A 14634-nucleotide genomic window follows, 5' to 3' on the forward strand; every position below is an offset into this window, starting at 1 on the left:
GAGGTGTAGGTTGAATGGCTGCGAAGTATCAGCTAATCACAGAGCTGTATCGGCGTACAGGCGTTGCGGTTGCAAAAAATCCGCAGGCGTGGCAGGGCTTTCTGTCCTCTGCCTGCCGCAACTATAAATGCCGTTATGACGAACAGCTTTTAATATACGCCCAACGCCCCGATGCTGTCGCCGTTGCGAAGCTCGAAACTTGGAACAGGCAGTTCAAGCGTTGGGTCAATAAGGACAGCAAGGGTATTGCCGTATTTGACCCGAAAGGTCGCAGGAATACGCTGAAATACTATTTTGATGTGTCCGACACCCACGAGGGCTATTATGGCAGCCGCCCTGTTCCGATATGGCAGATGGATGAGCGATACGAGCAGGCTGTTATGGAAAGGCTCTCGGACAGGTTTGGAGATGTGGAAAGCACTGACCTTGCTTCTGCCTTAATGGAAACGGCAAAGAACGCCGTGGAGGACAATCTGCAAGACTATTTTTCTCAGTTAAAGGACTGCACGAAAGACAGCTTTTTGGAAGAACTGGACGACTTTAATATAGAAGTCATTTACAGGCGGCTGGCAGCAAACAGCGTTGCTTTTATGCTGATCAGCCGCTGCGGTCTGGATACGAATGAGTTTTTTGACCGAGAGGATTTTGCGGATATTGTAAATTTCAATACCCCTGCAACGATAAACGCCATCGGCGTTGCCACGAGCGATATTGCGGAAATGGCGTTACGGGAAATCTCACAGTCTATCCGAAATGTGCAAATGGCGGAAAAAGACCAGAATCGCACCTTTGCACAAAGAACGCAGGCTCAGTATGATAAAGGCAGACAACAACCCGAAAGGAGCGAATACAATGAGCGAAATCACTTACAGCAGACAGGGGGATTATCTTATTCCCGACCTAACATTACCGACAGAGCCAGAGCTTCCGCTTGGCAGGTACGCTTTGATGCACAGGGATTATCTGGAGAAGCACAAACGAGTGACCTATCTCAACCTGCTGACATCGGGCAGGCTGAACGGGCATCTGCACGAGGTAGAGCAGACAGCACTCCAGAGGTTGGAGCTTCTGACGAAGCAGCTCTCAGCCGAGCAGGGCGTGACAGAGGAACTGAAAGAGAAAGCACCGATGCAGTGGGTCGGACTGATGAACAACATCCGCAGTCAAGCGGAGGAAGTGATACTGACCGAACTGATTTACAAGTAAGCGTTGCCAAAGAGGATGAGGTTAGGGTCAATCTTCCAACCGTAGATGAACAAATCGAAATGATAGCCGAAGCAGAGGACGAAAATGCCTCTGCTTTTACTATTTCCAAAGAAGATATTGACTCCGTGCTTCAGAAAGGCAGTGGCGTTGCGGACGGAAAATACCGCATCTACCGACAATTCCAAAAGGGCGAGGACAGACAGAAAAATATTGAGTTCCTTAAAAATGAGTATGGAACGGGCGGCGGTACGCACATCTTCCCCGATGGTTTCAGCGGTCACTCTTGGCATGACAGCAAAGGTCTTGCCATTGACCGAAACGGCACTTATACCAATCACGACCTTGTGTTGAAATGGTCACAGGTTGAAAAGCGTCTGCGTGAGCTGATTAAGGATAACCGCTATCTCAATCCGAAAGAAAAAGACCATTATGCCGATTATCTGGAGAGCGTGTCAGCTCCCAAATATGAGATTGACACCCAGAGGAAAATAGCAAGGCAGCGTTTTATTGACGCCCACCGTGACCTGCCGCCTGCCGACAAACGGGATACCCTTGCTTTGCGGCTATCTGACTTTATCCGTGACTTGGACAGGTACGAAAAAGACCTGTTATCTGTTGTGGAACGAAGCGACCTTGCAGATGTTACCGCCGAGCAAATGGAACAGCATCTGTCCGACCCCTCAACCGTTCAACAGCTCATAGACTTTCTTGCACAGGTACAATGGAAAACGACCTCAGTTTTCAGCCGCAGTAATGGGTGGAAGTTTACCGAGGAATTAAGGGAGCTGCACCCACTTTGCTACCTCTACAATGAGGGCGATGTGGTGTATATCGGTGCTGATAAATATGAGATTGCAACACTTACTGAGGAAAAGGTCTACCTGCAAAATGCCGAGTTCCCTATCTTGGGGCAGGAATACAGCCGAGCCGACTTTGAAGAAAAGCTAACGGAAAATCCTGCAAACGACCATCTGAAAGTGGTCGTAACCGAGAAACAGAGGACAGAAACACCGTCCGAGAAAAAGCAGGACGGAATACAGTTTTCTATCGGTTTTTCCGAACACCCTGCCTTTTATGACAGACAGCTTAATGACCGCTATACGGATTTGAGCTTTGCTCTGGGTAATAAGCTGCTTGGTATTTTGGACGAGAAACAGCACCGTGAGCGTGAGGGCGATAAAAATATCGGGTGGTATCACAAGACAGATTTTGTTATCAAGGCTGTTATCGGCGGCGAGGAATTTAACTATGAAGGGCGGTTTGATATTGGCGATGGTGAGGGCGATTTAATTGCCCACATTAAGAATTTTTACGATTATGCCTTATCGCCAAAGGGCGAACAGCTATATGGAGATGACCGAGAAAGCCTGCTCCGTGGCAGAGATGAGTTTATCCCATTCTTGGAACAGCACACCGAGCTGACCCAAGAGGACGAGAAGCTCCTTGATGAGATTATGGCTACCGAAAGTGATTGGTACAGGACAGCCGAGGAAGCCGAAGAAAAACCACAGGCGTATGCCGATAAAGTGAATGGCTCAGAAGCTCCTGTCACTGAAATGGAGCAATCCACAGATGACCTCATAGGCAGGGAAATCATCATAGACAACCGTAAATATCTTATTGAGAGCATCGGGAAAATCAGCAGTGATGTGTCCCTGCGTGACATCACATTCCAGAACAATGTGGGCTTTCCGATAAACCGAGTGGAGAAAATCGGCTATATCCAAAAGCTATTGGAACAGGAAAAAACCGAATTACCACCAGAAGAAAAAACGGAAACTCTTGCCACAGACCGTCATAATTTCCGTATTAACGATGACGCCATCGGTGTCGGCGGAGCAAAAGAAAAGTTCCGAAACAATATGGCGGCAATCAACCTGCTGCACGAGCTTGAAATCGAAAACCGCCTTGCCACACCCGAAGAACAGGAAGTCCTATCTCGGTATGTCGGTTGGGGCGGTCTTTCTATGGCATTTGATGAACACAATGCGGCGTGGGCGGAGGAATTTAAGGAGCTATATGCCAGCCTATCCCCAGAGGAATACCGTGCCGCTATGGAGTCAACGCTGACCGCTTTTTATACGCCGCCTGTTGTTATCAAGGCGATGTATGACGCACTTGACCGCCTGGGCTTTTCACAGGGCAATATCTTGGAGCCGTCCTGCGGTACAGGCAATTTCTTTGGTCTGCTTCCCGAAAGTATGCAAAACAGCAAGCTCCACGGCGTGGAAATCGACTCTCTCACAGGCAGGATTGCAAAGCAGCTCTACCAAAAAGCGAACATTGCCATTGAGGGCTTTGAGAAAACAAATCTCCCAGACGACCATTTTGATGTAGTCCTCGGCAATGTGCCGTTTGGGGAGATAAGGGTCAATGACAGCCGATACAACGCCCAGAAATTTCTCATACACGACTACTTTTTCGCAAAGGCTCTGGATAAAGTCCGTGCCGGCGGCGTTGTGATGTTCATTACCTCAAAGGGTACGATGGATAAAGCAAGTCCAGAGGTACGCAAGTATATTGCCCAGAGAGCCGAGCTTTTAGGTGCTATCCGTCTGCCAGACAACACCTTTAAGGCAAACGCAGGCACGGAGGTCACGAGCGATATTCTTATCCTGCAAAAGCGTGACCGAGTGATGGATATAGAGCCAGACTGGGTACACCTTGATACGGACGAAAACGGTGTTACGATGAACAGATATTTTGTCGAACACCCCGAAATGGTGTTGGGCGAGATAAAGATGGAAAACACACGCTTTGGTACTTTCGAGACTGTCTGTAAAGCCCGTAAGGATATACCACTTTCCGAGCTTCTGTCCAATGCAGTTCAGAGGATAAACGGCGAAATCCCAGAGCTTGATGATGGGATTGATGAAATCTCCGATGAGCAGGAGCTTTCCGTTCCTGCTGACCCGAATGTGCGTAACTTCTCTTTTACTCTGGTGGACGGCAGGGTTTACTTCCGAGAGAATGACCGTATGCAACCTGCTTCTGTGTCGATGACCGCAGAAAACCGTATCAAAGGGCTTATCCAAATCCGTGACTGTGTGCGTAAGCTCATTGAGTATCAGACCGATGACTACCCAGAGGAAATGATACGCACCGAGCAGGAAAACCTCAACCGTCTGTATGATGTTTATACCGCAAAATACGGTCTAATCAACAGCCGAGGAAACTATCTTGCTTTTGCTTCAGATGAGAGCTACTTCCTTTTATGTTCTCTGGAGGTGCTTGATGATGAGGGCAACTTCAAACGGAAGGCAGATATGTTCACAAAGCGGACTATCAAACCCCACCGAGAAGTAACTTCGGTTGAAACTGCAAGCGAAGCCCTTGCCCTCTCTATCGGAGAGAAAGCCCGTGTTGATTTTCCTTATATGGAGCAGCTCGCAGGCAAAACGCAAGCTGAACTTGTGCAGGATTTACAAGGTGTTATCTTCAAAGTACCGAACTGTGAGCCTGTTTCCTATGTAGCCGCAGACGAGTATCTGTCGGGCAATGTCCGAAACAAACTGACGATTGCGGAGCTTGCTGCGAAGAATGACCCAGAGCTTGCAGTCAATGTGGAAGCATTGAAAAAGGTCATTCCCAAAGACCTATCGGCGGCAGAAATCTCTGTCCGTCTGGGTGCGACTTGGATACCGCAGGAAGATATACAGCGGTTTGTGATGGAGCTTTTAACTCCGTCAAGCTATGCCGCAGGCAGATTAAAGGTACGATACACCCCGATAAACGGAGAATGGTTCATAGAGAATAAAAGCTCCGATATGGGGAATGTAAAGGCGGACAGCACCTATGGTACGAAAAGGGTTTCCGCCTATCGTATTATTGAGGACACCTTAAACCTGCGTGACACCCGTATCTTTGATTATGTGTATGACGAACACGGCAATAAAAAAGCGGTGTTCAATGCAAAGGAAACTACGGCGGCACAGGCGAAGCAGGAAGCCATCAAGCAGGCATTTCAGGATTGGATATGGAAAGACCCAGAACGGCGAAACCGCCTTGTCCGTTATTACAACGACACTTTTAACTCTGTGCGACCCCGTGAATATGACGGAAGCCATATCACTTTCGGAGGTATCAGCCCAGAAATCACACTAAGACCCCATCAAGTTAACGCCATCGCCCATATCCTTTATGGCGGCAATACGCTCCTTGCCCATAAGGTGGGAGCAGGCAAAACCTTTGAAATGGTAGCCGCCGCACAGGAAAGCAAACGGCTCGGCTTATGCCAGAAATCCATGTTTGTTGTGCCAAATCATCTTGTCGGTCAGTGGGCTTCCGAGTATCTGCGGCTCTATCCGAGTGCAAATATACTTGTGACAACAAAGCGAGATTTTGAAACGGGAAATCGCAAAAAGTTCTGCGGCAGGATTGCCACAGGCGACTATGACGCAGTCATTATCGGGCATTCGCAGTTTGAAAAAATCCCGATGAGCATAGAACGCCAGAGGGAGCAGTTGGAAAAGCAGCTTGATGATATTGAGCGTGGCATTGACGATGTGCAGGCATCCAAAGGCGAGCAGTTCACGGTCAAACAGCTAATGAAAACCCGAAAGGCAATCAAGACAAAGCTCGAAAAACTCAACGACACCAAGCGTAAGGATACGGTTATCGACTTTGAACAGCTCGGCGTTGACAGGCTTTTCATTGATGAGAGCCATTTTTATAAGAATTTGTACCTCTACACCAAGATGCGAAATGTAGGCGGTATCGCCCAGACCGAAGCCCAGAAATCAAGCGACCTCTTTATGAAATGCCGCTATCTGGATGAAATCACGGGCAACCGTGGCACGGTTTTCGCAACGGGTACGCCTGTTAGCAATTCAATGGTTGAGCTGTACTCCGTTCAGAGGTACTTGCAGTATGATACCCTTGCACAGAACGGTTTGCAGCATTTTGACAGTTGGGCTTCTACCTTTGGAGAAACGGTTACAGCTCTGGAATTAGCACCCGAAGGCACGAATTACCGAGCCAAGACGAGGTTTGCCAAGTTCTATAACCTGCCAGAGCTGATGCAGATGTTCCGTGAGGTGGCAGATATACAGACCGCCGATATGCTAAAGCTCCCCGTGCCAAAGGTCAATTACCACAATATTAAGACCAAGCCGAGCGAGATACAGACTGAGATGGTAGCTTCCCTTGCGAAGCGGGCTGAGAAAGTCAGGGCAAGGCTTGTCGAGCCGAACATCGACAATATGCTCAAGATAACCAATGACGGGCGGAAACTGGCTCTTGACCAGAGAATGATTGACCCGATGCTGCCAGACGACCCAGAAAGTAAAGTCAATGCCTGCGTGGATAATGTGTACCGTATCTGGGAGGAACACGCCGATACCAAAGCGACACAGCTTGTGTTCTGCGACCTGTCCACCCCGAAAAATGACGGTACTTTCAATGTTTATGACGATATGAGGGAGAAGCTGATAGCCCTTGGTATCCCTGCGGAGCAGATACGCTTTATCCACGAAGCGACCACCGATGCACAGAAAAAAGAGTTGTTCGGTAAGGTCAGAAGCGGAGAAGTCCGTGTGCTGTTCGGCTCTACTCCGAAGATGGGAGCAGGTACGAATGTGCAGGACAGGCTCATAGCAATCCATAACCTTGATTGTCCGTGGCGTCCTTCCGACCTTGAACAAAGGCAGGGACGTATTGAACGGCAGGGCAATATGTTCCCAGAGGTGGAGGTTTACCGTTATGTGACCGAGCAGACTTTTGATGCCTATCTCTATCAGTTGGTGGAGAGTAAGCAGAAATTTATCAGCCAGATAATGACGAGCAAAAGCCCTATCCGTTCTGCCGAAGATGTGGACGAGGTTGCCCTGTCCTTTGCGGAGGTTAAAATGCTTGCCACAGGCGATGCCCGTTTTAAGGAAAAGATGGATTTGGATATACAGGTTTCCAAGCTCCGAGTGTTAAAGCAGAGTTACCTTTCCGAGCATTACGACCTTGAGGACAGAGTGCTGAAATACTATCCCCAGACCATTAAGGAGTATGAGGAACGCATTGCAGGCTATGAAAATGATGTAGCTCTTGCCGAACAGCACAAGCCGCAGGGCGAGGATAAGTTCTGCCCGATGACCCTAAAAGGCGTGACCTACACCGAAAAGGCAGACGCAGGCGAAATGCTTCTTGCAATCTGCAAGGATTATCCGATGTCCGCACCTACCGAAATCGGCAGCTATCGAGGTATCCGAATGGAGATTTATTATGATACCGTCAACGCACATTACTGTATGAACCTTTGTGGAAGGGCAAAGCATAAGGTGGATTTAGGCTCCGATGCTCTCGGAAATCTGACCCGAATTGAAAACGAGCTGTCAAAGCTCCCTGCCAGACTGGAAGCTGCCAAGACCAAAAAGGCGGAAACTATCGTACAGCTTGAAACCGCAAAGGAGGAAATCAAGAAGCCTTTTGCCTTTGAAGATGAGCTGAAAGAAAAAACAGAACGGCTGAACGCTCTTAACATTGAGCTGAATCTAAATGAAAAAGATACTTCCGTTATGGATACCGAGCCAGAGCAGACAGAAGAACAGCCCGAAAGAAAATGTGCAAGTCGGGAGAGATAATGCGGTTTGCATATTTGTATTGCTGATTTCTGGGAAGTATAATAGGTGTAGATTAGTAAATGTCGGAGGTGAAAGGTGTGCTTGATAATTTCAGATTTGAAACCTTTGTTGATGTGCATAGCAACATTTTTGCTGAATATCTAAGCTCCGTTATCGCAAAGTTGCCCAAAGAAAATCCAGAATACCGTTCCATAGAGGAGAGGATAGAGGAACTCTACAAGGAGTATCCAAAAGTGATGGCAGTTTTGGATACGGAAAAGCCGAGTGATTTATCCGAGCAGGAGTGTAAGGCTTTGATAGAAGTTTTGGAGCTTCGGAACAGGCTCAGCGATATGCAGCAGGAAGCAATCTATTTCAGAGGATGCTATGACAGCGTTGGGTATCTCAAAAAGGCAGGAATTTTATAACCGAGAACGGCGGCATTGGCGTGGAGCTGATGCCGCTTTTACATAGCCGCAGAGGTGGAAAAATTCATAAAAATGTGGTATGATTTTTAAATCAGTAAGGAGGTGACAGTTTGTGAGTGTTATCTTTGGAATAAAAGAAAATAACCGTATAATTATTGCAGGCGATAAGCGAGGGTCAAGTATTGACGGGAAAACTTTGTCAGATGATTTAGACAAAGTCCTTATGATAAATGACCATTTAGCTTTTTCAAGTGCAGGTAACGCAGCTATTGAAAAGGCTATTTCAATAGATTTGAACAAGGCGACAAATAAAGATTGCCTAACTACCGATGATTTACTTGATATTATAAAAGCATTTTATAAGCGAGTAGCCGATACAAATTGTGATGCTATATTAGCCTTGCCGTTCTATTTTCTCATAGCAGGTAAAGGGCGTGACGGTAATGCAAGCCTAATATCGGGAGGTAATATCAAGGGTCGTTTAGATGCAAAAGATGTTCCAATGGCTCTTTTTCCACCTGCCGATGCAAAAATGCAGGAGTGCTGCGATTGCTTTGCAAAAAATTATAAGTTGCATAATTCAGAGTTTGTAGAAAAAACAATTAAGGAAATTGCGAATATTAGTAATTTGGTAAGCCCTACGGGTAACAAATGGATTTATAATATCGCAACAGAAAAAGGGATGCTTTTTTCATTCTAAAAGAACTATATTTTACATAGCCGAGAGGTTTTCATTTAACGAAAGCCCCTCGGCTTTTTCTATTTTTGGAGGTGATTTTATCCATTGAGAACTAACCGACCCTATGTGCAGATTGACCCAGATGTGCTTGAACGGGTGCGGCAGATTGATTTGTTATCCTATCTGCGTGAGTTTGAGGCGAGCAATCTCGTTAAGGTCAAAGGCACAAACAATGTGTACTGTACCGCAGAACACGACAGCTTAAAGATTTCTAACGGCAAATGGTATTGGTGGTCAAGAGGTTTTGGCGGCTATTCTGCCCTCGATTATCTCATTAAGGTCAAGGAATATGACTTTGTGGAAGCCGTGGAAATTCTCACGGGACAGACGATGGCAGACTGGAAGCCGCCCCCTGCTCCCAAGAAAGATGAACCGAAAGTCCTGCTCCTGCCGCCAAAGAATAAGGATTGTGACCGAGTGATACAGTATCTTTTCGGGCGTGGTATTGACTATCAGCTCGTACAGGAGTGTATCGCAGACGGCACGCTTTATGAGAGTGCCGATTACCACAATGCTGTTTTTATCGGCAAAGATGAAAGCGGAATACCGAAATATGCCGCCCTGCGAAGTACTATCGGCAGCACTTTCAAGCAGGACGCATCGGGCAGTGACAAGCGGTATTCGTTCCGACTTCTGGCAAAAGAGCCGACGGATACCGTGCATTTATTTGAAGCCGCCATTGATTTACTGTCCTATGCCACTTATCTGAAATGCGAGGGCAAGGATTACAAATCGGAAAGTCTGCTTTCTCTTTCGGGCGTGTATCAGCCAAAGAAAGAGATGAAGGACAGTAAAATCCCCATAGCCCTCACAACTTTTTTGAGTGCCAATTCACAAATTAAAACCATCGTTCTGCATCTGGATAATGACAAGGTAGGCAGGCTTTGTACTGCCACTTTGAAGGAACTGTTGCAGAAAGACTACAAAATCGTTGATGATCCTCCGCCTGTCGGCAAGGACTTCAACGATTTTTTGTTGTCCTATCTGAAAATTGTAAGACCAAAGCCTAAGCGTGAAAGGAGTGATGTCCGTTGATTGTGTAGCAGTTTTTGCCCAGAAAGACACCGAAACCAACTCAAAATTTAATGCTGAAAGCGAGGAATGAACCATTGAAAAAGTATGATGTAACCCTTACTGCCCATTACCAAAAGACCGTTTCCGTCTATGCGGAAAGCCACGAACGGGCAAAGGAAAAGACAAAAATTATCCTGTTCGATACCGACCTTATCAACTTTACCGATGATGATTTTGTCTGCGGCGAAGCCGATATTACCGAGCAGAGCGAGGATGGTCTTGACGTTGCGGGCGAGAATACACTACAGGAAAATGGGGATTGTTCGGATTGTCCGTACTTCTGCCCCGTGTGCGGTGAGTGTATGTACGAGGACGACTGCGAAGAATGAGATGTCTTACCAAGCACTGAATTTGGTTAGCCAAATTCGCTTGTTAGGGGGCAGCCCCTAATACCCCGTGAGAACAGAAAGGAGTTCAAGAATGAGTGAGTTCTTATTTTTCATTATCGGCACAATGCTCGGCGGTCTGTTCGGTGTTGTGTGTATGTGCTGCTTGCAGATAAACAAACTTTCCGAGAGAAAGGAAGAGGACAATGCGAAAAAGAAATGTGCAGATACTTTTCCGTCTGACTGAGGAGGAAGCCGAACACCTTAATGAGATTGTGCGAAAATCGGGTCGCTCAAAAGAAGCCTTTTTAAGAGAAATGGTAAGGGGCTATCAGCTCTGCGAGAAGCCCGACCCAGAGTTCTATAAAATGATGCGTGAGCTGTCCGCCATTGGCAACCGTATCAATCAGCTTGCGGTTAAGGCAAACGCCCTCGGTTTTGTGGATACCCCGATGCTCCGTGAGGAAGCAAGGAAATGGCACGAGTTTCAGATTGACATTCGCAAAAGGTATCTGCTTCCACGCAGGTCATCGTAATGGCGGTCTGCGAGATATGGGATGTGCGTGGCAGGCTCGACCACCCAATCGACTATGCCGAAAATCCTACAAAGACCGCCAATCCCAAATACACCGAAGCCGACCTGCAGGCGATGGTCGATGTAATGGAGTACGCTACTAATAAGAATAAGACCGAGCAGCGTTTCTTTGTCACAGGTGTAAATTGCGACCCGACCACCGCCAGAGATGAAATGATGATTGCCAAAGTCCAATGGAACGATACGAGTGAGATTGTCTGTTACCACGGCTTTCAGAGCTTCAAGCACGGTGAGGTTACGCCAGAGCAGGCTCACGAGGTCGGCGTTAAACTTGCCGAGCGAATGTGGGGCGACAGATTTCAAGTCATCGTTGCCACCCACCTGAATACCGACTGCCTGCATAATCACTTTGTCGTGAACTCTGTTTCTTTTGCGGACGGTATGCACTACCACGACAACAAAGTAAATCTGCGGCTGCTCCGTCAGCGTTCCGATGAGCTTTGCCGTGAGTATGCCCTGTCTGTCATCGAACACCCAAGCGGCAAGAAAAAGCCCTACGCCCTTTACCAAGCCGAAAAGCAGGGGCGACCCACGAGGGATAATGTTGCAAGACAGGCGGTGGACGAAGCTATCAGCAAATCATTCACGCTGAAAGACTTTGACCGCCAGTTGGCAGAAATGGGCTACCGCATAAACTTTGACCCCAACCGCAAGTATTGGACGATTATCGGTAAGGGCTGGCAAAGACCCAAGCGGCTTTATAAGCTCGGAGAGGAATACACCAATGACAGGATTATGGAGCGTATCAGAGAAAATTCCTATGCGGTCAAATTCCAGAGCTTCTCGGAGCCACAGCCGCAGGTCAAGGTCTATCGAGTCAAAGGTTCATTGAAGAACGCTAAGAAAATCGGTGGCTTGCGTGGACTGTATCTCCATTACTGCTACAAGCTTGGTATCCTGCCAAAAGGCAGAAAACAAAATTATGCACGGCTTCATTATCTCTTAAAGGACGACCTTATGAAGATGGAAGCCATCACACAGGAAACAAGGCTGCTTTGCCGCAATCACATTGATACGGCGGAGCAGCTTTGTTCATATAAAGGCTCTCTGGAAACGGAGATGTCTGCCCTGCTTCAGAAGCGAAAGGAGCTTTACTCCAAATCCCGCAGGATAAGCGGCGAAGAAAAGGAAGCGGTCAAGGCGGAGCTTTCCGATATTTCTGGACGGCTGAAAATTATCCGAAAGGAGGTCAGAATGTGCGAGGGCATCGCCGCCCGTAGTGATACCCTCAAAGAAAAATTGCAGACGATACGGGCAGACGAACACGAACAGCAAAGAAAGGAGCTGATGAAGAATGAACACAGGCGGCGAAGCGGCAGAACAAATCGTCCGAATGAGCTTGGAGGGCTTTGAGGTCGCTGCCAAAATCACAGGTGCAGGTGCGAAGAACATCGCTATCCTGTTGTATTCCATTCTCAAAGAAGAAAAGAAAACCAAAGGAAAAGCAAGGCTGACAAGTATGCTCCGTTCTGGCAAGGAGCTGAAAGTCTTTACCGTCAAAAGCGGCGACTTAAAGAAGTTCACGCAGGAAGCAAAAAAATACGGTGTGCTTTACTGCGTCCTCACGGACAGAAAAAACAAAGACCCAAATGCAGAGGTCGATGTCATCGCTCGTGCCGAGGACGCATCGAAAATCAGCCGTATTGTGGAACGCTTTAATCTTGCTTCGGTGGATACCGCTTCTATTGTGACGGAAGCCGAGAAATCCAAAGATGCAAAGGACGGTCAGCCAGAGCCAGATATTGGTGTGCAGGAAAAGGCGGAGAAAGATAAGCTGCTTGACGAGCTTATGGGCAAGCCTGTCCAGAAGGAGGAAAACGCACCAAACCCCTCGGTGGCAAAGACAGAAAAATCCCCTCAGTCCGAGCCTACCTCAGAGCAGCCAAAGAAATCCGCAGAGGGGGCTACTATGACTAAGGAGAAACCTTCTGTCAGAGAGGAACTGCGGAAAATCAAGGAGAGCCGCAAGGAGCAGGAAGCAGAGATTGGCACTTCCGACCTGGACAAAAGCGGTGCTTCCGACAGGGCGAAAAGTGCTAACAGGAAAACGGAGCATAAACAGCCCACAAGAAAGAAAAAGAAACCAAAATCCAAAGAAACGAGGTAAACAGCTATGAGTATTTACGATGTATTCAGCGGCGGCAACAGACCTTTTGATAAAGAGGAATGGGCTGCCGCAAAGCAGGCACAGCGGAAAGAAGCCTATGAGCTGATTGATAATACCTGCTCTGAAATGATGGCAAGCGGCGACAGCTTCCGTCAGTATCTTGATGTGCAGGGTTGCTTTGACCGCTACTCCGTGGCTAACGCAATTCTGGTATCAGCACAGATGCCCGAAGCAACGCAGCTTAAAGAGTACAGCAAATGGAAAGCGAACCGTGTCTATGTGAACAAGGACGCACAGAAAATCATTATCCTTGAGCCGAGCAAGGAATACACCCGTGAGGACGGGACAAAGGGCGTCTCTTACAATGCCAAAGTGGTTTATGACATTTCCGAAACCTCGGCAAAGGACAGGCAGCAGGAACAGGAGCCGAAATCCATGCGTGAGCTTGTGTCGGCTCTGATTGATGCAAGCCCTGTATCCTGTGTTCCTGTCGGTGAGCTTGAACTGCCTGCCTATTATGACAGTTCTCAGCAGACCATTTTTGTCAAGAAGGGGCTTTCCGAGGAAGTGCTGTTCATGAGTATGGCAAAAGAAGTGTCGGCGGCGGTCTATGACTTTAAGTACAACGAGAGCCGTGATGTTTCCGATTTCAAATCCTTCTGCGTTGCCTATATGGTAAGCTCCCGTTATGGCATGGATACCAGAGGTTTTGATTTTTCCAGACTTCCCAGAGAGTATGCGGAAATGGATACGCAGGCGTTCAAGGGAGAGCTTGGCACGATGCGTGATGTTCTGGGCGAAATCCAGAGTGATATGTATAAGAGTATGGAGAAGAACAAGCCTGCAAAGAACAAAGAGCAGGAACGCTAATCGGAGGTGCAGACTATGAGAGAGGAACGATACCATATCGCACTTGATAAGTACGATAAGAATATCGTCATCAATGCCTTAAACACCCTGCGTACACGGCAGTTACAGGAGGAACGCCCCACCGAGCCTGTTGACGAGCTGATAAGCAAGGTGGCACACGCTCCGACAAAAAAGGTTAAGGTCGTGCATTGCAGGTGCAATGAGGAACGATGACCAGAAAACGAGCCTAATCCTTACTGTTTGCGGGATACTTCCTGTCGTATGGCTTGCCCTGCTGACAGCACCCTATGTCAGCGGCGGTCTTGTAGAGATTATCCGAGGTCTGCCCGTGGCGATGGGCAATCCGTTTGAAATAGCGATGTGTGAGGACAGCGTAAAGACTGTCCTTATTTTTTTACTTGCCTACGCTATGGGCATCGGCATTTATTTCTCTACACGCAGGAATTACCGCAGGCGTGAGGAACACGGCTCTGCGAAATGGGGCAATGCAGGTGCTTTGAATAAGAAGTACCGAGATAAAGACCCGTCAGCCAATAAGCTCTTGACCCAGAATGTCCGTATCGGGTTGGACGGGAAAAAGCACCGCAGGAATCTGAACATTTTAGTATGCGGTGGCTCTGGTGCGGGTAAAACAAGGTTTTTCTGCAAGCCAAGTGCGCCCGTAAGGGCGGTATAAATCCTACCTTGAGCAAGTAGTAGGTAAAAGTATCAAGCGGCATTGTGCCGCAACCTATCATT

Annotated in this window: 12 protein-coding genes and 1 pseudogene; all 13 read left to right on the forward strand. The window is 47.7% G+C overall.

What is annotated here, in order from left to right; genetic code table 11:
• Positions 1-852: 852 nt before the first annotated feature.
• Positions 853-1206 carry a TnpV protein gene (locus tag OCV54_RS11480; RefSeq protein WP_081646569.1) on the forward strand — a complete coding sequence of 118 codons (354 nt, stop codon included), beginning with the start codon at positions 853-855 and terminating at the stop codon, positions 1204-1206.
• 656 nt (positions 1207-1862) lie between these two features.
• Positions 1863-7778 (forward strand): LPD25 domain-containing protein, encoded by a 5916-nt coding sequence (locus OCV54_RS11485; protein ID WP_242859653.1) that lies wholly within the window; start codon positions 1863-1865, stop codon positions 7776-7778.
• Positions 7779-7855: 77 nt separating this feature from the next.
• Positions 7856-8185, forward strand: coding sequence for a DUF6664 family protein (locus tag OCV54_RS11490; protein ID WP_242859652.1), 330 nt, complete (start codon positions 7856-7858; stop codon positions 8183-8185).
• 112 nt (positions 8186-8297) lie between these two features.
• Positions 8298-8885 carry an Ntn hydrolase family protein gene (locus OCV54_RS11495; RefSeq protein WP_015560128.1) on the forward strand — a complete coding sequence of 196 codons (588 nt, stop codon included), beginning with the start codon at positions 8298-8300 and terminating at the stop codon, positions 8883-8885.
• 84 nt (positions 8886-8969) lie between these two features.
• Positions 8970-9959 (forward strand): DUF3991 and TOPRIM domain-containing protein, encoded by a 990-nt coding sequence (locus OCV54_RS11500; RefSeq protein WP_055224095.1) that lies wholly within the window; start codon positions 8970-8972, stop codon positions 9957-9959.
• Between the two features lie 50 nt (positions 9960-10009).
• The gene (locus OCV54_RS11505; protein WP_207736960.1) at positions 10010-10327 is read left to right on the forward strand and encodes a hypothetical protein; all 318 of its coding nucleotides are present in this window, start codon (positions 10010-10012) and stop codon (positions 10325-10327) included.
• Positions 10328-10418: 91 nt separating this feature from the next.
• Positions 10419-10571 (forward strand): DUF3789 domain-containing protein, encoded by a 153-nt coding sequence (locus OCV54_RS11510; RefSeq protein WP_055199986.1) that lies wholly within the window; start codon positions 10419-10421, stop codon positions 10569-10571.
• Positions 10531-10860: a plasmid mobilization protein gene (locus OCV54_RS11515; protein WP_006857242.1), complete on the forward strand. Its 330-nt coding sequence runs from the start codon at positions 10531-10533 to the stop codon at positions 10858-10860. Before OCV54_RS11510 ends, OCV54_RS11515 begins: the two co-directional genes overlap by 41 nt.
• The gene (locus tag OCV54_RS11520; protein WP_055199984.1) at positions 10860-12272 is read left to right on the forward strand and encodes a relaxase/mobilization nuclease domain-containing protein; all 1413 of its coding nucleotides are present in this window, start codon (positions 10860-10862) and stop codon (positions 12270-12272) included. Before OCV54_RS11515 ends, OCV54_RS11520 begins: the two co-directional genes overlap by 1 nt.
• The gene (locus OCV54_RS11525) at positions 12214-13026 is read left to right on the forward strand and encodes a PcfB family protein (protein ID WP_055199983.1); all 813 of its coding nucleotides are present in this window, start codon (positions 12214-12216) and stop codon (positions 13024-13026) included. The genes OCV54_RS11520 and OCV54_RS11525 overlap by 59 nt, the downstream gene beginning before the upstream one ends.
• A gap of 6 nt (positions 13027-13032) precedes the next feature.
• Positions 13033-13896 carry a hypothetical protein gene (locus OCV54_RS11530; RefSeq protein ID WP_055199982.1) on the forward strand — a complete coding sequence of 288 codons (864 nt, stop codon included), beginning with the start codon at positions 13033-13035 and terminating at the stop codon, positions 13894-13896.
• Between the two features lie 15 nt (positions 13897-13911).
• Positions 13912-14109 carry a hypothetical protein gene (locus tag OCV54_RS11535; protein WP_006857246.1) on the forward strand — a complete coding sequence of 66 codons (198 nt, stop codon included), beginning with the start codon at positions 13912-13914 and terminating at the stop codon, positions 14107-14109.
• Positions 14096-14551 (forward strand): annotated as a pseudogene (locus tag OCV54_RS11540) (VirD4-like conjugal transfer protein, CD1115 family); the annotation flags it as partial. The gene OCV54_RS11535 and the pseudogene OCV54_RS11540, both read left to right, overlap by 14 nt.
• Positions 14552-14634: the final 83 nt, after the last annotated feature.

Source organism: Coprococcus aceti (genome assembly GCF_025567285.1).
GTDB classification, from domain to species: domain Bacteria; phylum Bacillota; class Clostridia; order Lachnospirales; family Lachnospiraceae; genus Coprococcus; species Coprococcus aceti.